Genomic DNA, 17,855 nt, shown 5'->3' on the forward strand with positions numbered 1-17,855 from the left:
CTTTCGGGAAGTAAGGTACCTTGGCCTCGATGTTCACCTTGGATAAAGCGCTTCATGGGCGATCCCTGCGATGAATTCCTCAGAAATCATAGCAAGGGTTCACGAAGGCGTTTTTACACACTCTGGGCCGTTCTCTGCCGATCATGGTTACAAAGCGTGCTGGTCAAATCCGATGCAATCGGTGGTCAGAACGAATGCAAATGACTGGTCAGGTCGAATGCAAGCGGGTGGTCAAGTGGAGTGCAATTTCGCAGTCATCTGACATGGTCGCTTCTCCAGTTCTTGTAGAAATCGTGGCAGCGACCAAAAAAATGGCCCGCATGCGGGCGGGCCAAATGGGAATTCTTCAAAGGAGCAGGGTTAATCTGCGCTCCACCATGTGAGCGATTGGTGAAAAGCATGTCGCAGAAACGAAAAAGCCCGGCACATTAGCCGGGCTCTCTGTAGATGGGCCAAATCCCTTTGGCTGACTGCATTGTGCTTGGTAGGTGTGACGAAGGCATGACAGGGGCAGATACGAGAAGCCCGGCTCTGGACCGGGCATTTGAGTTACATCGGTACGACCGCCAAGCCGCTACAACATCTCGCCGTCATACCACGCGCCTACTCCGCCTTCCCCCGCACACTTCTTCTCGCCTTCATAACCCGCCAGCTAGTTTGTGCCGTTCAATGGAGAACCCTGCGACTCTCTCCAATCCTGATCCGATCAAGCGCCCGGTTTAATGCGTCCAAGGCATCGAGGAGAGCTTTCGCCTCGGCTTCCCGGCCATCCCCCCATAGGCGTTCAGCCATTTTGTTCAGGGCTTGGATAGAACGCTCAATTTCAGCAGCAGTCACTGCTGCTTTACTGTCCGTCAGCTTCTTCTTCATTGAGTAACCGTTTACAGGGCATTGCTTGTATTTCAGATCTAGCGCGAATACGCCCGCCAGACGCATGGCTATTCAGCCTTCCGGACAATCCTTCCCGCCTTCACCTCATCTGTGTAAGCAGTCAGCCGATCAGCTTGCTCATGCAGCTTTTCGATCGTCTCCATTGCCTCCAGAAGCTCTGTATCCCCGCGCTGTTTTGCAAGCCTGAACATTTCCAGGGCAGCTTCTTCGAGGGAATATGCAGCGGCTTTCAAGTCGCGGCGTAACTCTTGATTGGGTTTGTTAAGTGCCATGACAACCTCCTGCCAATCCCTTCCGCGATCATTGGCAGTGGTCTGCCTTCGCCGGCCGGACTACCTGACCTGCACCGATTTCTTTAATCCAGCCATCTAACCGATTCTCACCTTGCTGGAAGATTGTGATCATCCTTCGAAGCGCCTCAGCGTCTGGTCCATTACCTGCGTGGCTTAGCCGCTCGGCAATCCGAACTAACTCCACGGCCGACCACTTCAGATCAGAGGCGACACCCTGCAGATCGCGCTTCAGGTCCTGCACTGGTTTGTTGAGCCCCATCATCACCCCTTACAAGTCCCCACAACACTAATCCGATATTCAGCTGCGAAATTGCACTCTACTTGATCACCCGCTTGCATTCGACCTGACCAGTCATTTGCATTCGTTCTGACCACCGATTGCATCGGATTTGACCAGCACGCTTTGTAACCATGATCGGCAGAGAACGGCCAAAAGCGGCCTGTGGGGCGCGCCTCGAAAACCTGGGGCAACTCACAATTTTGACTCGATACTACTTACAGACTCACTCGGGCCGGCAGCGGTACCGATTTTCCGACGCAGAATCATCATTCCCGCAGATACAAGGCGAGTTGCACTGCGGCTCGCGGATGGCCGCCGGACACCCGCGAGCCAGTGCCATCAAGCCAACAGCTTAAGCTCGTCTTTGCCGTACTTGAGCGATTTCTCGTCTGGAATCATCAGGCCCGTGTGCTCGTCGCGCCCTTGCAGGACGAAACGGGCGTCCGGCTTGCCAAGTTGGGCAGCGGCCTGCTGGCTGTCGGCGCCGATCTCGCCTTTCTTCATGCGGTTGACGATCACCCCCACCGCCGTATCGTTGAAGTCGCGCAGCATCCAGGCATCGCCATCGCTGTCGCCAGCCACCAACACCGGGCCATAGCCCTTCTGTTTAACCAGCACGTTCTTGATGCCGACGGTCTTGCCCGGACCGTAATTGAAGTGCCAGTCTGGCTGATAGCGAGTGGTGTACTTGCCGCCTTCCATCGCCATGCGTAGGCCGATCACGTTCTCAGGCGGCACGCCGTATCCGTAATGAGGATTGCCCGCGAACACGCGTACCACATCGTCGATCGAGGCGGTGCTGACATAGACGTCGATGCCGTTGGCGCGCAGTGTGTGCATCAGGCCGCGGATTTCCTCATGGATACGAATGCCATGGAAGTGGGTATCGGCCACCACACCGGCCTTGCCCGGCAATGTGCGTGAACTCTCGTACTTGACCTTGCGCAGCGCGTCGCCGATGGCGTAGTTGTTGGAAGCCTCGGCCATCGCCTGCAACTCAGCCGTGGTCATGTTCTTGTAGAAGTACAGAATCCACTTGTAGCCGATCTCCACCGGGTAACTGTCGCAGATCGCGTCGTACATGAAGTAGAGCTTGGCGAGAAAATCCTTGTACTGCTCGCTGGCCTGGATCTCTTCCAGGCTCTTGTCGCCGGCGAGCCCCTTGTAGTTGGCATGCAGCCAGCGGTAATCCGCTTCCACGTCGCTGGCAATGTCTTCCATCTTGACCGGCTTGCCGTCCACCGTGGTGTAGTCCTTCATGAACGCGCCGTTCGGCACGTCCTGACGCACCACAGCGGCGAACTCATCGGGCGTCAGCTTGTACTGCAGATGATTGATCTGGTAGACCAGCAGCGCTTCTTCACAGTCGTTCATGATGCAGGTGTTGTCCCAGTCGAACACCGCGTACGGGCGCTGCTCTGGACGGTAGGACGCGCTCTTGACGCCGTGCTCATCGATCACCGCCTGCAGACGCTTTTGGTTAAGCGGCGACCAGCGCGCCGGGTCCAGCGCACTTGGTGTGGCCGGGGGCGTGGCGGCTTGCGTTAGGCGGGATGACAACAACAGCGGAGAGACGACGGAAACGGTGGCGAGGGTGTTCAGAAACTGGCGACGCTGCATGGCATAGCTCCTACTTCTAGACGAGAGGTTACAACCGAGGCGATGGCGAAAGCGTGTTTCGAAATATGGACGAGGGGAAGAAACCGTCCGGCCACGAGGCTAGCTCCAAATACACAAAAAAACAATAATGCCTCAACATTGCACAAATATGACGCACAGACCGTGTCAGCTCAATGATCATGGGGCCGCGCCAAACTTGACAGCGACTGACGCCCCTCCACAATGCGTGCTCGGACAGCGACTCGAACAGCAGGGACACCCGGTATGTGGCAAGAAGAGCGTTACCAGCGGATCCGCGCATTGCTATCGACCTTGCAGCGCGTCACCACCGACCGCATCGTCACCGAGCTGAATGTTTCACGCGAGACGGTGCGGCGCGACCTGGTCGCTCTGGAAGAACAGGGGGAGTTGAAGCGGATACACGGCGGCGCCATCCGCGTTGAGGACGAAGCGCCCATCGCCGAGCGGGCGAACATCAACGTCAAATTCAAGCGTGACCTCGCGCGCGCAGCGGTCAGTCTGCTGTCGCACGGACAGACTGTGTTTATCGACGCGGGCACCACCACCGTCATCCTCGCCGAAGAGCTGGCCAAGCTGGGAGGGCTGACCGTGATCACCAACTCGTTCAACGTGGCGTTGCAATTGCGTAATCCCGCCGTGCCGGGCGGCCAGCACAACGAGGTGATCGTACTGGGCGGTTCGCTCGACGACCGTGCCCCCGCTACGGTTGGCGGCACCACGGTGGCGGAAATTGGCCGCTATCGGGCCGACCTCGCGCTGTTATCGCCCGTCGGCATCGACGCCCAGCGCGGTGCCAGCAACTACGACCACCGCGAAGCCGAAGTGGCGCGCGCCATGGCTGACAACGCCGAAGGGGTGGTCATCCTCGCCGATTACAGCAAGATAGGCGTGGAGAGCCGCGTCGCTTTCTGCCCGCCAGAACGCATCGACGTGCTCATCACCAACCACAAGGCCAGTACCGAAGCGGCGTTCGCCGCACTGAACGCCAAGCTCAAACGTATTGTCCTGGCGTAGCAGTGGCTTGGCGGTTGCAACAGGCACTGACGCAGCGTGATGCTCTAGTGCGGCGCAACCGGGTAGATCTTGCACGATGCGACTCTTGGCGCGGGCAAACTGACCGTAACTGTATTGGCTGCGATCGCTTGCAATGGGTCGATTTCTGCCCTTGGTGACGGGCAGCAATCGGCCCAGAGTGTGTAAAAACGCATGCGCCGTTTTGAAGTCTTCGTTGCTACGTAAAATCTGCTGGTGCTTGTGTAATCAGCAGACAAGAAATTTGCGTAGGAACGCGACTTTTGTTCCATCCCCGACTGTCAAACGTGTTCTAAAACGTTTTTACACAGCCTCGACCCAGGCTGTGTGAAAACGTTTTAGAGCAAATTTGACAGTCAGAATCGGAGCAAGAATCGCGTTCCTACGTAAATTTTCGGTCTGCTGACCAACCAACAATCGGCAGATTTTACGTAGCAACGCAGACTTCAAAACAGTGAATGCGTTTTCACACAGCCTGGACCCACAGCGGACGTTCAGCAACTGCAAAATTCAGCCAAGAGATGCCTCGGGAGAAAGAGGTCCGGCTCGGCTGTGCTGGACCTTGCGGCAAGCTCCGGGGTGTCGGTCCTCGGCTCGATCCCACAAGGACTGCCGGGATTTGCCATCCCTTGGATTACCAGCACCAATATCGTCCCCGTGCTGATTGGCGGTTGCGCCGTGGCGCTGGTTTCATTCGCCGACACCAGCGTACTGTCTCGCGTCTACGCGGCGCGGACCAGAACCTACGTTGATCCGAATCAGGAAATGGTCGGCCAGGGCGTAGCCAACCTGGCCGCCGGTTTTTTCAGGGTTTTGCGATCAGCAGCAGTTCGTCACGCACGCCCGCGGCCGAAGCCGCTGGTGCTGGCTGGTCATCGCGGCGGAACCTATCACCCGCATGGATGTGAGCTCGGCCGACATTCTGGCCGAAGTGGACGAAACCCTGCGCGCAGCGGGCATCACATTGTGCGTGACCGAGATGAAAGACCCCGGTCAAGGTAAGCTCAAGCGATTCGGGTTGTACACGTTACTCGGGGAGGCGCGTTTTTCCCCACGATAGACGATGCCGTCGGCAGTTATGTGCAGAGTCATCCGGTTGATCTGGCGGGTTGGGAGAACGAGGGGGCAGTGAGTGATGCCGCCGTTGCTACAGGATGACTCGGCTATCAAAAAAATGCGCAATCTCAGACCCCTTGCCCCCCGGCCCCATAAGCATCGTGTAAATTTGAAACTGTAGCCATTGAGCATAGGACGCGAGGCACAGGCTCGATAGACGGTAAAGCCGCCATTCGAATAATAAAAAGAACACTGATGCGCCCAGGAGATATGCCATGAGATCGCAACCGGTCCAGCAAAAATCTCACCAAGCAGGTTTACAGAGCGTTTCTGTCACCGACGCCAACGTCTTGGCGAACTCTTTATCGGAGTGGCAGCAAGAGTATCTGCAGATAAGCCCAGGGCAATTCGCAGGTTCGGTCACTGAAATTTCCGTGGGTGTGGTGCAGATCTTCCGCGAGGTGATGAATCAAGCGGTGGATCAACATGGGCAGACCCTGCCTGGCAAATTTGCCTTGGGCATTCCCATCGCGTTGCGCGGCCACGGTTACTGGTGTGGTAAAGAGCTCGATTGCATTGATTCAGTGTTCTTTCTCCGGCCGGATTCCGAACTCAAATTCAAGACCCCGGGCTATTCGGATATTTATGGCGCATCCGTCGATGTTGAAGCCTTCAGGAAATACTCCCTGGATGACGAGTTTGATGACAAGAGTGTCATCGCGCTGACCAAGGAAGTCAGTTCACTGGCGCCCGAAAAGTGCGCAGCCTTCAGGCAAGGGTTCGATAACTTCTTCCGCGCCGTCGAGGCCAATCCTTTAATCCTCGAATCGGCGTCAGCCAGAAAACAGCTGACTTTCGACATCATGCATTTGCTCCTTGGCATGACAGCGGACCTGCCCGTGTCGAAGAAATCTCACGCAGAGCAGTTCATTCATCGCCATGTTGTAGACAGTGCGCGCAATTATATTCTTTCAAGAAAAAGCGAAGCGTTAACGGTTACCGATTTGTGTGAGGGACTGCACACCAGTCATCGCTCGTTGCACTATGCCTTCAACAAAGTATTGGGTATCAGCCCCGTGACTTATCTGCGCTACATACGTTTGAACGGCGTCAGGGCGGAACTTGTTTCCAGCGATAAACCGACCTTGATCAGTGAAGTGGCCGCCAATTGGGGCTTCTGGCATATGGGCATGTTCAGCGTCTACTACAAACATCTGTTTGGCGAACGGCCGTCCGAAACACTTAAAAACCATCGTTCGACGGTAATTACTTAAAACCTGGTTGTGAAACAGCATGCCCGGGGACATGACCTGGGCATGACGGGATTGCTTTGTTCAAAAAAGCCGGAGGACATCATGAGTAAGTTAAACGGGAAAGTGGCCTTGATTACCGGGGCTTCAAAAGGAATGGGTAAGTCTCATGCCACGATCTACGCAAAATACGGGGCCAACTTGATCCTGGTAGATCTTGATGAGTCGATCCATGAAGTGGCAGCAGAGATTCAAAATACCTACGGCGTGGAAGTGCTTGCGCAAGTCGGTGATGTGACCGATCCGCAGGCCATGCGCCTCATTGCCGAAAAAGGCATGCAGCGTTTTGGCCAGTTGAATGCGCTGGTCTGCAATGCTGGCGTTTGCCGACTGGCGAAGTTTCTGGATTCCAGCGACGCCGATCTCGACTTGCACATCAACGTTAACGTCAAAGGTGCATGGCATACCGCCCGAGCGGTTCTGCCACACATGATCAAATCCGGCGGCGGTGCAGTGGTCGTCATGTCGTCCGTCACCGGTGACCTGACGGCCGATCCGGGCGAGGTGGCCTATGCCTTGTCCAAGTCCGCGCTGATTGGCTTCACCAAGGCGCTGGCGGTGGAAATGGCTCCCCATCACGTTCGGGTCAATGCCATTTGCCCGGGCTTCATATGGACGCCGATGGCGGAGCAGGTCGCCAGGCAAGTCAATCCGGACGATCCGAAGTCGGTTCTTGATGAACTGGCCACAGCCATTCCAATGAAACGCCTGGGCAGGCCCGATGAAGTCGGTGAGCTGTCGGCATTCCTCGCGTCCGACGAGTCCAGTTACATCAACGGTACGCAAATCGTGATCGATGGTGCCAGCACGCTGCCCGAGACAGTCAGCATTGGGATGTAACACACGTTGAGTTTTCAGCAAGGACGCTACTGCATCGACCCATTTGCGTGATCCATAAAAATAATAGAGTGGAGCTTTTGTGATGACAGAGCTAACCGAATCCCTGCATGAAGATGCGCCTTTAGTCGGCGAAAAGCTGAAAGGCAATCTGGGTACTTATCAGATCGCATTGTTGGTGATTGCCGCCGCAGCACCTTTAGGCGCCGTTCTCACAGCCGCCCCCATTGGCTTTCAACTCGGCAACGGCCCGGGGTTGGCCGGAACATTTTTGGTGGCGGGATTCTTGATGGTTTGTTTCTCGGTAGGCTATGGCGAGTTGATTCGAGCGATCCCGGGCGCAGGCGCGTTTTACAGGTATCTATCGGTAGTCTTTGGCCCAAGGGTTGGCGCGGGCGCGGCCTGGGTAGCATTGGCGTCCTACCTGGCAATTACCATTGCCCTGGCGATCGTATCGGGCTACTACACCAATTTGACCCTGCAAACATTTGGCGTAGATATTGGCTGGACGTCATGGACTTTGTTGTTCATGGCGCTGACGTCTTATTTAGGCCGGGCGAATATTGATTTTGCCGCGAAGGTCCTGGTGCCATTGGTGCTGGCAGAGTTCTTCATGCTGTTTTTGCTGGGCATCTCCATTTTCATGGATAAAGGCCTCGCGGCTTTCCCAGTTGAGGCGGTATCGATTGATGCAATAACGTCGCCCGGCCTGGGCGTTGGAATGATGGTCGCGCTGGCAGCGTTCCTCGGTGTCGAGTCCGCAGCGCTGTATGCGATGGAAGCCAAGCGGCCGGAAAAATCCATTCCGGGGGCCACGCGTCTCGCGGTGGCATTGGTGGCTGTCGCCTACTTCGTGATTATCTGGCTGATCGTCGGCGGCATCGGGGTAGAGGCGATTAAGGGCGAAGCGGCAACGGCGCAAGGCGAGCTGATCATCAACCTGTTCTCGACACGCCTGGGAGGCACAACGGCCACCATTGTTTCGATCATGTTGTGCACCAGCAACTTTGCCTGTTTGTTGTCGCTGCACAACGCGGCCACTCGCTACGTGCATGTGCTGGCCAAAGATAAACATTTGCCGAGTGTGCTATCGAACATTCATCCGCAAAGAAACTCCCCGGCCAATGCGAGTCTTTTAGTGACGGTGTTGGTTGCAGTCTGCATTGCCGTACCGACATCGCTGGGTTACGACGCCTTTGTCTTCCTCTTCCCGGTGACGCTGGCGTTGGCAACGCTTGGGCTCATCGGGCTTCAGGCATTCATTTCGCTGGCGGTGGTTGCCCATTTCAAAAAAATCAGCGATCGCAGATATCTCAAAGTCCTGGTCAGCCCGCTGGTTGCGCTCGCGGGGCTTAGCCTGGCGGTTTACCTGATCTATGAGAACTACGGGCTACTGACCGGAAGTGAATCGGCCTGGGTGAATGGAACGCCCTTACTTCTGGTGGTGCTGTTCTTTTACGGCGTGATTAAAGGTCGTTCAAAGAATAGTTGATTCAACAGCCTGTAGGACGCTGTAGCACCGCATTAGGGCAGGTTGCACTTTGATAGTGCGATTGCCATCGAAGTGATGACGCAAGTCTGGATAACTGGAACGCGCAGGAGGGTTGCCGACCTGACCGCAGCGTTGCCGGATCATTTATCCGCTGTACCTTGAGTGATTAAAAAGCCAGAAACATGCCAGTTCTTTTAGTTTGGCGAGAGCCCGCTATGTTTCTGCCAATTTGTGTTAATGCGCCTGCGGTAGTTGGTCGTAGCATTTACATGCCGACCTACCGCAGTGCTGCAGTTTCTTCATCGTCCGAATGCCTTTAAACCCAAAAGTACATTTGACTGGAAGAGTACGAAGCATGAACGTGAATCTTAAAATAACGACCGCGACCCACCCGCTTGACCCGCTTTCGCTAGAGGAACTTGCTTTGGCGAGTGGCATCCTGAAGCGGGAAAAAAACCTTCACGATAAATGCCGCTTCCCTTATCTGCACCTCGCCGAACCGGATAAGCGTGAGGTGTTGGCCCATGTGCCAGGCCAGGCATTTTCTCGGCGTGCATTTGCCTTGGTGCTGGACAAATTGACGGGCAACACCTTCGAAGCGCTGGTGGATTTGAACAGCCAAACCCTGATCGATTGGCAAGCGGTCGACATTGAAACCCAGGGTCATGCACCGATCATGATTGAGGAGTTCGATCTGTGCGTGGAAGCCGTGCAAAACGATCCCGCCTGGCGCGCGGCGGTCAAGCGCCGGGGCCTCACCGATGCCGATATCGAAAACGTGCAGATCGATCCCTGGTCGTTTGGACATTTCGGCGATGACGAACGTTATCAGGGCAAGCGGCTGATGCGCGGCGTCGCGTTTTACCGTGACAAGCTGACCGACAACGGCTACGCCCACCCGATTGAAGGACTGGTTGCAATCATCGACCTGAACAAGGGCGAGGTCATCGAACTGTTGGACGACGGCCGTCTGACGCCGATCCCCAAGGCAACGATCAACTACGATTCAGCGTCCCTGGGCCAGCCGCGCGACGGACTCAAATCGTTGCACATCACGCAGCCCGAGGGCGTGAGCTTCACCGTCGATGACTGGAAAGTGAACTGGCAGAACTGGGAGTTCCGCGTCGGTTTCACACCGCGCGAAGGTCTGGTTCTGCACCAGCTGGGTTACAAGGACGGTGACGTCGTGCGCCCGATCCTCTATCGCGCCAGTGTCACCGACATGGGCGTTCCCTATTCGGACAACGAGCTCAATCATTACTGGAAATGCGCGTTCGACGGCGGTGAATACGGACTCGGCCGTCTGGCCAACCAACTGGAGTTGGGCTGTGACTGCCTAGGGGCGATTCGTTATTTCGATGTGCCCTCGGTCAATGATCAGGGCGAACCTTTTGTCATGAAAAACGCCATCTGCATGCACGAGGAAGATTACGGCACGCTGTGGAAACACTATGAGTTTCGTACTGGCGTGTTCGAAATGCGTCGTTCCCGGCGCCTGGTGATCAGCTTCTTCTGCACCGTGGCCAACTACGACTATGGCTTTTTCTGGTACCTCTATCAGGACGGCACGATTCAACTCGAAGCCAAGCTAACCGGGATCATCCAGACCGCCGCGTTGGTCCCCGGTCAACGCCCAGCCAGTGGGGGCGGCATGGTCACGCCCGAGTTCTATGGCCCGACCCACCAGCATTTCTTCAGTGCGCGTTTGCACATGATGGTGGATGGCGAGCACAACTCGGTGACTGAAACCAATTTCCAGTCGCGCCCGCAAGGCGAGGGCAATACCTGGGGCAACGTCTTCGACAGTGTGACCACCACGTTTACCCATGAGCTGGACGCAGCCCGTGAGGCCAACGGCCAGACCGGGCGCTTCTGGAAGATCATCAATCCGAACGTCAAGAACGCCGTCGGCAATCACCCCGGCTACAAACTGATGGCCGAGCACAATCCGGTCATGCTCGCCCAACCCGACAGTTCGTTTGGCCGACGCGCCGGGTTTGCCAGCAAGCACCTGTGGGTGACGCCTTACGCGCCCGGCGAGCGTTACGGCTCCGGCGATTACCCCAACCAGCATCGGGGTGACGGCCTCCCGCTGTACACGCAGAACAACCGCGAGATCCAGAACCAGGACCTGGTGGTGTGGCACACCTTTGGCCATACCCACATCTGCAAACCGGAGGATTTCCCGGTGATGCCGGTGGAATACGTCGGGTTCAAGCTCAAGCCCAATAACTTCTTCAACGGCAACCCGGCCATGGACTTGCCGGCGAGCAGGGACCACGCCAGTGTCCAGGACGGTCAGCCGGCCAGTTGCTGCAAACACAACGCCTGATCAGGTCTCAATCGATGAATGCCCAAGCGCTCTGCGCTTGGGTCGAGGGTGTTGTCATGTCTGGATTTTCGAGTTGGGCCTGGCTGGAGTTATTGGCAATTGCCGTATTTGTTTGCTGGGTGAGCGGCGGGCCTAAGGGCTGGAGGCGTCAACCGCTGTTGCTGGGCGGTGCTGCGCTGGTGTTTTTGCTGGGCATGCAGCCGGCGCTGGACGCCGCTGCGCGCCACAGTGTCTGGCTGCACTGCCTGCAAAGCGCCTTGATTCATCACCTGGCACCGATCCTTTTACTGTTTGCCGTCGCCCGGGAGCCGGCCACCGAAGCAGGTTTCAGGAGGGAAGGGAGGGCGGTGCGCATTTGGGGGGTGATCGCGTTCGGTGCAATGAGCGGCGTATGGATGCTGCCTCAACTGCATCAGCGATTGATGGACGATGCCACGCTGTATGCGCTGATGAAATGGGCCATGGCCGTGAGCGGGTTGTGGTTATGCCGGGTGATGGGGGGTTATTGCCAGCGCGCTGATGTTCCTTTGCGCAAGCAGTGGAGCTTCAGCCTGGCGGTGGCGCTGCCGCAGGTGCTGGTCGGTGTAATGCTGCTGCTCAGTCCTCCCTTGTACCCCATGCACGGTCACTCGATGACGCACATGCACGGTGCCGGGACTATGAGTGCTCAACTGGACCAGATTTTGGGTGGCGCACTGATGTGCCTGTCGGCGTTGCTTCTGCTGTGGGCCGATCGTGTTATGCATCGCAAACCTCCGCCGACTATCAACGCCGATGGGCCGAGGGTGAATGCCCAAACAGGCGTTTGTACTCCTGGCTGAAATAGCTTTGATGGGTGAACCCCCAGCGGTACGCCACATCGGCGACGCTGGGGGCCGGGTGTTCGGTAAGGCTTCGCTGGGCAGCGTTTAAACGAATGGCGCGTAAATATGTGAGTGGCGAGTTGCCGACGATTTTTTCGAAGCTGTAATGCAGCGTGCGGCGGGGGATCTTCAGCTCCCGGCACAAGTCCAGGATCGACAGCGACTCCCCGGCAGGGCTCAGCAGCACGCGCTCATGGCAGTAATTGACGATGTGCTGGTGGCTTCCACCCAGCCCCTGTAATCGCACTGGGCTTTGCGGCTCAAGCAAGTCGAGCAGCGTAGTGAGTACGTAGTTCTGAAGGGCCTGATCACTGAGTTCATCAAGGGTTTCGAGCTGATCAAGTAGGCCCGTCATGGCGACCTGCGCACCTTGCAACCGCCCGACGGGCACCTTCATCCCGTACCCCCTGGGTCGGCGGTAGAACAGTTCGACGTCCTCGGCGACCAACAGTTGTTCAAGTACCTGGCAATCCAGGGATACCACGATGTAGTCAGTGTCCGGCGGTGTGACAAAGAAGAAGTCGTCGTCATAGGGCAGGAAGTTCAGCCCGTCGGCAAGGATGCTTCGATTCGGCACAACGTCGGGCTTACACGGCAGGTTCACCGGCAGTAGCAGGTTTATGCACTGGGCAGGCGTGTGAGTGTGCTGCGCGACACCGCTGCTCAGGGTTTCACGGAACAATCGGACGCCGTTCAGTTGCACGTCCTGTAGGTAACCGTGGAAAGCACCGGGTGTCAGTTTGTCGTAGTGCTGCGACCAGTGCGGCAGTGACGCGGCGTGTTCGATGATTTCGTCGAAGTGTTGAGCCTGCCTGTGCATCATGCGGCACCGTTATGTCGTCTATCGCTTGTTTGTTACTGATTCACCGGGTGGCTGGTCAGCAGCAACCCGGAAGCCAGTGCCCGGAAACTCTCGACGGCTTTTTCAGAGGCCGTATGGGGATCCTCAGCATGCGCAATCCACAAGGACGCACCGAGCAGGGCACCCATGATCAGGCGCGCCGTCGCTTCGGTGTCGACCACGCGGATCGTCCCTTCATCAATCAGCTTTTGAATGCTGCGTTGAGTGCTACGGATGCAAGCGTTCTGGCTCGGCCATTGCGACGGGTCGCCCAGCACCGCTGGCCCGTCGAGGAACACGATGCGCTGGATTTCCGGCTCCAGGGACATCTTGATGTAAGCGATGGATTCATCGATGAAGCCGTCCCAAGTTGTGCTCGCCTCTTCGATAATCACCGATAGACGCTCCATCATTTCCCCATCGATCTGGGCGATGACGGCCTGTAGCAACCCCTTTTTGTCGCCAAAGTGATGGTACAGCGCACCCCGGGTCAGACCCGCTTGAGCGGTGAAATCGTCCATCGAACTTTCCGCATATCCCTTCGCAGCAAATGCGTCTCGCGCAGCCTTGGTCAGTTTGCCGCGAGTCTCCGCAATCATGTCCGCACGCTTCTGCGCCATCGGTCGTGTTCCCTATAAAGAATTTAACATTCGTAGCGTATGTAAGTTGACATACTTCGCGTATGTCGTATTGTGTCTTACATACGCGGCGTATGCAATTAGCTTGAGCAGTGTGCTCTCAGGCTCTGGAGCCCCGCCATTTCGCACAGGATACCGAGCAATGCGTGAACAGCGCGATTCCGATATTTCACTCCACCCCGTAGGTCAGGGGAAAACCCTGGGATTTATCGTCAACCCGGTCGCCGGGATGGGCGGGCGTGTGGGGTTAAAGGGCACCGACGGTGCCGAGGTTCTGCAGGAAGCAAGGCGCCGTGGTGCGCAACCCGTTTCAAGCGATCGGGCCTTGCTCGCGCTCAAGCGTCTGGCGGCTTCGACGACTCCATTTCGACTCATCACCGGCTCTGGAGAACTGGGCGAAGATGTAGCGCTCGCCGCCGGCCTCGATCCGATTGTCGTCTACACATCTTCACCGGGAGCGAGCCGGCCCGATGACACCCGAAATGCCGCGCTCGTCATGGCGTACGCCTCGGTCGATTTGCTTCTTTTCGCCGGGGGCGATGGCACGGCGCGGGATGTGCTGGAAATGGTCGGCGATCGCGTGCCCATCCTGGGTATCCCGACGGGCGTGAAAATGTATTCTGCCGTGTTCGGTACCAATCCGCAGAACGCTGGAAATATTGCGGCACGCTTCGTTGCCGCCGAACCCTCGGTGCGCTTTCGCGAAGCCGAGGTCATGGACATCGATGAGGCTGCCATGCGCAGCGATCAGGTGTCGGCGCGGCTGTATGGCTACGCCCGTAGCCCGCACGAACGTCACCTGACGCAAAACGCCAAGGCTGGTTCCGTGGCCAACGAAAACATGGCGCTCGACGCCATGTCCCGACAGGTTGTCAGGGAGATGAAACCCGGCTGCCTGTACCTCTTGGGGCCGGGCACCACGACACGGCGCGTCATGACCGAACTCGGCCTGCCGTCGACGCTGCTTGGCGTAGATGCGGTCATGGACGGTGCGCTGGTTGGCGCTGATCTCAATGAACACCAGTTGATCCGCCTGATGGAAGGGCACGAGACCCGCATCATCGTCGGCGTTCTGGGCGGTCACGGCAGCTTGTTCGGCCGTGGCAATCAGCAAATCAGCGCCGAGGTCATCCGTCGGGCTGGGCGCGACCACATCATCGTGATCACCTCGATGGACAAGCTCCTTTCCCTCGATACCGGCTGCCTGCGCGTCGACACCGGTGACGCCGAAGTCGACGCCATGCTCAGCGGCCATATACGCGTGCACACAGGACCTGACCGGTCCGTCTTCTTCAGGGTTCGATCCTGATCAATTGTTTCATCCGAAAAAAACGAGGATAACCCCATGAGTAATCATGTCGCCCACCCCTACATGGCGAACTCTGTTCCTGCACTCAAACAGGAGATGCTCGACTCGATTGGTGTCGACAGCATCGAGGAATTGTTCCAGCAAATTCCCAATGAACACCGCCTGCAACGTCCGATTGATTTGCCCCCGGCTCTCAACGAGAGCGAACTGCGTCGGCACCTGGTCAGCACGCTGTCGAAGAACAAGACTTGCGAGCAAAACCTCAACTTCCTGGGTGCCGGCTGTTGGCAGCACCACGTTCCGGCAGCGTGCGACGAGGTCGTGCGCCGCAACGAGTGGCTGACATCGGTTTTTGGCGAGCCGAGCTCCGACCACGGTCGCAATCAAGCCTGGTTCGAGTTCTGCAGCCAGCTCGGCGAGTTGCTGAACATGGACCTGGTCGGCCTGCCCGTGCGCAGTTGGGGCTGCGCTGCGGGCCACGCCATTCGCATGGCAACACGCATTACCGGACGCAGCGAAGTGGCGGTAGTCCGCGCCATCGATCCGGAGCGACTTTCCATCATCCGCAATTATTGCGAACCCGTGGAAATGCCGGGCCATATCGTCGTGCGACTCGTCGACTTTGACCCGAAAACCGGCTTGCTCGATCTTGATCACCTGCGCGCCTCAATCGGCGCGAAAACCGCTGCTGTCTATTTCGAAACACCGTCGTATTTCGGTGTGATCGAACAGCAAGGCGCGGAGATTGCCGCCATTGCTCATGCCGCGGGCGCCGAAGTCATCGTCGGCGTCGATCCGATCTCCCTCGGCGTGCTGGCCGCACCGATTGATTTCGGCGCCGACATCGTGGTGGGCACCACTCAACCGCTGGGTGTGCACATGAACTGTGGTGGCGGCGTCAGCGGCTTCATCGCGACCCGTGACGAAGAACTGTACGCCCACCAATACCCGACGCTGTTTATCAGCATCGCCGAAACCACCAACCCCGGCGAATACGGTTTTGGCCTGAGCCTGTTCGAACAATCGTCCTACGGCTTGCGTGACAAGGGCAATGATTGGACCGGTCACTCGGTTTACATGTGGGCCATCGCCAACGCCGTTTACATGGCGATGATGGGGCCAAAAGGCTTCGAGGATGTGGGCAATCTCATCCTGCAACGTGCTCACTATGCGGCGAAGTTGCTGGGAGAAATTCCGGGCGTGGAAGTGACATTCCCTTCCGGTTTCTTCAAGGAATTCGTGGTGAATTTCGACGCCACTGGACTGAGCGTGAAGGACATCAACAAGCGGTTGCTCGCGCTCGGGATCTTCGGCGGCAAAGACTTGACACAGGACTTTCCAGCGCTTGGGGCCAGCGCCCTGTACTGCGTCACCGAGGTTCACACACAAGCCGATGTTCAGCGTCTGACCGCTGCACTCAAAAAGGTAATCGCACAATGATCACAACACTGAAGGAATACCATGCTCCCGTCTGGAGCGAACCCGTCATTCTGCAGATGGGCTATCCCGGCCGTCGCGGTGTGATCTTTTCCGATGTTGAGGCTGACGTGCAAGCGGCTGTCGGCAGCGCAGACGGTTTGATTCCCGCGAACATGCGGCGCTCAAGCAAACCGGCGTTGCCTGAAATGTCCGAGCCCGAGGTGTTGTATCACTACTTGCGTCTGTCGCAGCAGACCCTGGGCATGATGAACATCAGCCTGTTCGGCACGTGCACCATGAAGTACAACGCGCAGATCAACGAGGCGATGGCCTGGCGCCCGGAAATCACTCACGTTCATCCGTATCAGGACGAGGACACCTTGCAAGGCGCGCTGCAAGTGGTGCATGGCATGGACACGATCTTGCGCGAGTTGTCCGGGATGGATCAGTTCATCTTCCAGGCAGGCGGCGGTGCTGACGCTGCGTACACCAGTTGCGCCGTGACCCGTGCCTACCACGCTTCCCGTGGCGAACTGGAGCAGCGTGACGAAATCATCACCACGATCCAGACTCACCCCAGCAGTGCCGCGACTGCCGCTGCCGCCGGGTTCAAGGTCATCACCCTGATGATCGAGGAGAACGGTTACCCGTCGCTCGAATCCCTCAAGGCCGCCGTGTCCAACCGCACGGCAGCGCTGATGGTGAACAACCCCGACGACATGGGCGTGTACAACCCGGAAATTCGCGAGTGGGTGCGCGTGGTGCATGAAGCGGGCGGTCTGTGCTTCTACGACCACGCCAACTTCAACGGCGCGATGACCAAGATTCGTGCGCGAGAGCTCGGTTTCGATGCGTGCATGTTCATGCTGCACAAGACATTCGGCGCACCGAAAAGTGGAGTAGGGGGCCCGGCAGTGGGCGCCTATGGTTGTTCGGCAGAACTTGCACCGTTCCTGCCGGCGCCGGTGGTGGCCTTTGACGGTGAACGCTACAGCCTTGATTACGATCGTCCGCAGAGTTCCGGCAAGATCCGCGAGTTCTGGGGTAACGTTCCGGTCATCCTTAAGGCCTACGCCTGGTCCCGTTCCATGGGCGCAAAGGGGATGGCAGAGGCGTCAGATATTTCGGTCCTGGCCAACAACTACATGGAAAAAGGCCTGCTGGCGATCCGTGGCGTGACCCGCTCACATCCTGAGGCCACAAGCCCGCGGATGGAGATGACCCGCTACAGTCTTGAGCAGCTCAAGGAAGACACCGGGGTCGACGTCCACGACGTGCAGAATCGCATGAGCGATTTCGGTATTGACCCGATGTGGAGCAGCCATCACCCATGGCTGGTGCCAGAACCGTTTACCCCCGAGCCGGGCGAGATGTATGGCAAGGAGGCGCTGGACACCTGGATTGCGGTGCTTGCACACATATCCGACGAGGCCTACTCGAACCCGGAGATCGTCAAGACTTCGCCGCACAACCAGGCGATCCACCGGTTGAAGAGCGCACCGCTGGAAGACCCGGCACACTGGGCCATGACCTGGCGAGCGCACTTGCGCAAAACCAAGCAACAGACTGCTTAAACCAAGCGTTTCCAACGTTGCAGCGGCCCCACTGATCAGGCGGGGCC

The 17,855-nt window shown here is 57.5% G+C and carries 16 protein-coding genes; 10 read left to right on the forward strand and 6 right to left on the reverse strand.

What is annotated here, in order from left to right:
- Positions 1–666: 666 nt before the first annotated feature.
- The 4 genes from KGB20_RS16940 to KGB20_RS16955 all read right to left on the reverse strand — a co-directional run bounded on the left by KGB20_RS16940 (position 667) and on the right by KGB20_RS16955 (position 3,084).
- Positions 667–870: a hypothetical protein gene (locus tag KGB20_RS16940; protein ID WP_043302433.1), complete on the reverse strand. Its 204-nt coding sequence runs from the start codon at positions 868–870 to the stop codon at positions 667–669.
- A 68-nt stretch (positions 871–938) separates the two neighbouring features.
- Positions 939–1,163: a hypothetical protein gene (locus KGB20_RS16945; protein ID WP_008019294.1), complete on the reverse strand. Its 225-nt coding sequence runs from the start codon at positions 1,161–1,163 to the stop codon at positions 939–941.
- 28 nt (positions 1,164–1,191) lie between these two features.
- Complete coding sequence (locus KGB20_RS16950) at positions 1,192–1,443, reverse strand: hypothetical protein (protein WP_043302427.1); 252 nt, start codon at positions 1,441–1,443, stop codon at positions 1,192–1,194.
- A gap of 360 nt (positions 1,444–1,803) precedes the next feature.
- A complete protein-coding gene (locus tag KGB20_RS16955; RefSeq protein ID WP_223532780.1) occupies positions 1,804–3,084 on the reverse strand; it encodes a haloacid dehalogenase-like hydrolase in 1,281 nt (426 codons plus the stop codon).
- 264 nt (positions 3,085–3,348) lie between these two features.
- On the opposite strand from KGB20_RS16955, the gene KGB20_RS16960 reads away from it, so the two are divergent.
- From KGB20_RS16960 to KGB20_RS16990, 7 genes are all read left to right on the forward strand, one after another.
- A complete protein-coding gene (locus tag KGB20_RS16960) occupies positions 3,349–4,119 on the forward strand; it encodes a DeoR/GlpR family DNA-binding transcription regulator (protein WP_128607829.1) in 771 nt (256 codons plus the stop codon).
- A 570-nt stretch (positions 4,120–4,689) separates the two neighbouring features.
- Positions 4,690–5,139 carry a SulP family inorganic anion transporter gene (locus tag KGB20_RS16965; protein ID WP_411740895.1) on the forward strand — a complete coding sequence of 150 codons (450 nt, stop codon included), beginning with the start codon at positions 4,690–4,692 and terminating at the stop codon, positions 5,137–5,139.
- A 329-nt stretch (positions 5,140–5,468) separates the two neighbouring features.
- Positions 5,469–6,467 carry a helix-turn-helix domain-containing protein gene (locus tag KGB20_RS16970; protein WP_223532782.1) on the forward strand — a complete coding sequence of 333 codons (999 nt, stop codon included), beginning with the start codon at positions 5,469–5,471 and terminating at the stop codon, positions 6,465–6,467.
- 42 nt (positions 6,468–6,509) lie between these two features.
- Positions 6,510–7,343 (forward strand): SDR family oxidoreductase UcpA, encoded by an 834-nt coding sequence (gene ucpA / locus KGB20_RS16975; protein ID WP_223532784.1) that lies wholly within the window; start codon positions 6,510–6,512, stop codon positions 7,341–7,343.
- Positions 7,344–7,425: 82 nt separating this feature from the next.
- Entirely contained in the window at positions 7,426–8,832 is a 1,407-nt protein-coding gene (locus KGB20_RS16980) for an APC family permease (RefSeq protein WP_223532786.1), read from the forward strand.
- Positions 8,833–9,187: 355 nt separating this feature from the next.
- A complete protein-coding gene (locus KGB20_RS16985) occupies positions 9,188–11,164 on the forward strand; it encodes a primary-amine oxidase (protein ID WP_223532788.1) in 1,977 nt (658 codons plus the stop codon).
- Positions 11,165–11,220: 56 nt separating this feature from the next.
- The gene (locus KGB20_RS16990; RefSeq protein WP_223532789.1) at positions 11,221–11,985 is read left to right on the forward strand and encodes a cytochrome c oxidase assembly protein; all 765 of its coding nucleotides are present in this window, start codon (positions 11,221–11,223) and stop codon (positions 11,983–11,985) included.
- Here KGB20_RS16990 and KGB20_RS16995 read toward each other — a convergent pair.
- Together KGB20_RS16995 and KGB20_RS17000 are read right to left on the reverse strand one after the other, a co-directional pair.
- A complete protein-coding gene (locus KGB20_RS16995; protein ID WP_223532791.1) occupies positions 11,930–12,847 on the reverse strand; it encodes an AraC family transcriptional regulator in 918 nt (305 codons plus the stop codon). The two genes, KGB20_RS16990 and KGB20_RS16995, sit on opposite strands and share 56 nt — an antisense overlap.
- A 35-nt stretch (positions 12,848–12,882) precedes the next feature.
- Positions 12,883–13,488, reverse strand: a complete 606-nt coding sequence (locus KGB20_RS17000; RefSeq protein WP_223532793.1) for a TetR/AcrR family transcriptional regulator — start codon at positions 13,486–13,488, stop codon at positions 12,883–12,885.
- Between the two features lie 160 nt (positions 13,489–13,648).
- On the opposite strand from KGB20_RS17000, the gene KGB20_RS17005 reads away from it, so the two are divergent.
- The 3 genes from KGB20_RS17005 to gcvPB are packed head-to-tail and all read left to right on the forward strand — an operon-like array spanning position 13,649 to position 17,808.
- Complete coding sequence (locus tag KGB20_RS17005; protein ID WP_223532795.1) at positions 13,649–14,815, forward strand: ATP-NAD kinase family protein; 1,167 nt, start codon at positions 13,649–13,651, stop codon at positions 14,813–14,815.
- Positions 14,816–14,851: 36 nt separating this feature from the next.
- Entirely contained in the window at positions 14,852–16,255 is a 1,404-nt protein-coding gene (gcvPA, locus tag KGB20_RS17010) for an aminomethyl-transferring glycine dehydrogenase subunit GcvPA (protein ID WP_223532797.1), read from the forward strand.
- Positions 16,252–17,808 carry an aminomethyl-transferring glycine dehydrogenase subunit GcvPB gene (gcvPB, locus tag KGB20_RS17015; protein ID WP_223532799.1) on the forward strand — a complete coding sequence of 519 codons (1,557 nt, stop codon included), beginning with the start codon at positions 16,252–16,254 and terminating at the stop codon, positions 17,806–17,808. The genes gcvPA and gcvPB overlap by 4 nt, the downstream gene beginning before the upstream one ends.
- The last annotated feature ends 47 nt before the right edge of the window (positions 17,809–17,855 follow it).

It is taken from the genome of Pseudomonas sp. BF-R-30 (assembly GCF_019956175.1).
GTDB lineage: Bacteria > Pseudomonadota > Gammaproteobacteria > Pseudomonadales > Pseudomonadaceae > Aquipseudomonas > Aquipseudomonas jessenii.

What these genes read in the sequence shown, in the direction of transcription:
- gcvPA (WP_223532797.1), top strand. Translation starts at nt 14,852, where the DNA reads ATGAGTAATCATGTCGCCCACCCCTACATGGCGAACTCTGTTCCTGCA.
- KGB20_RS16945 (WP_008019294.1), bottom strand. Translation starts at nt 1,163, where the DNA reads ATGGCACTTAACAAACCCAATCAAGAGTTACGCCGCGACTTGAAAGCC.
- ucpA (WP_223532784.1), top strand. Translation starts at nt 6,510, where the DNA reads ATGACGGGATTGCTTTGTTCAAAAAAGCCGGAGGACATCATGAGTAAG.
- KGB20_RS16990 (WP_223532789.1), top strand. Translation starts at nt 11,221, where the DNA reads ATGTCTGGATTTTCGAGTTGGGCCTGGCTGGAGTTATTGGCAATTGCC.
- KGB20_RS17005 (WP_223532795.1), top strand. Translation starts at nt 13,649, where the DNA reads ATGCGTGAACAGCGCGATTCCGATATTTCACTCCACCCCGTAGGTCAG.
- KGB20_RS16955 (WP_223532780.1), bottom strand. Translation starts at nt 3,084, where the DNA reads ATGCAGCGTCGCCAGTTTCTGAACACCCTCGCCACCGTTTCCGTCGTC.
- KGB20_RS16960 (WP_128607829.1), top strand. Translation starts at nt 3,349, where the DNA reads ATGTGGCAAGAAGAGCGTTACCAGCGGATCCGCGCATTGCTATCGACC.
- KGB20_RS16980 (WP_223532786.1), top strand. Translation starts at nt 7,426, where the DNA reads ATGACAGAGCTAACCGAATCCCTGCATGAAGATGCGCCTTTAGTCGGC.
- KGB20_RS16950 (WP_043302427.1), bottom strand. Translation starts at nt 1,443, where the DNA reads ATGGGGCTCAACAAACCAGTGCAGGACCTGAAGCGCGATCTGCAGGGT.
- KGB20_RS17000 (WP_223532793.1), bottom strand. Translation starts at nt 13,488, where the DNA reads ATGGCGCAGAAGCGTGCGGACATGATTGCGGAGACTCGCGGCAAACTG.
- KGB20_RS16985 (WP_223532788.1), top strand. Translation starts at nt 9,188, where the DNA reads ATGAACGTGAATCTTAAAATAACGACCGCGACCCACCCGCTTGACCCG.
- gcvPB (WP_223532799.1), top strand. Translation starts at nt 16,252, where the DNA reads ATGATCACAACACTGAAGGAATACCATGCTCCCGTCTGGAGCGAACCC.
- KGB20_RS16940 (WP_043302433.1), bottom strand. Translation starts at nt 870, where the DNA reads ATGAAGAAGAAGCTGACGGACAGTAAAGCAGCAGTGACTGCTGCTGAA.
- KGB20_RS16995 (WP_223532791.1), bottom strand. Translation starts at nt 12,847, where the DNA reads ATGCACAGGCAGGCTCAACACTTCGACGAAATCATCGAACACGCCGCG.
- KGB20_RS16970 (WP_223532782.1), top strand. Translation starts at nt 5,469, where the DNA reads ATGAGATCGCAACCGGTCCAGCAAAAATCTCACCAAGCAGGTTTACAG.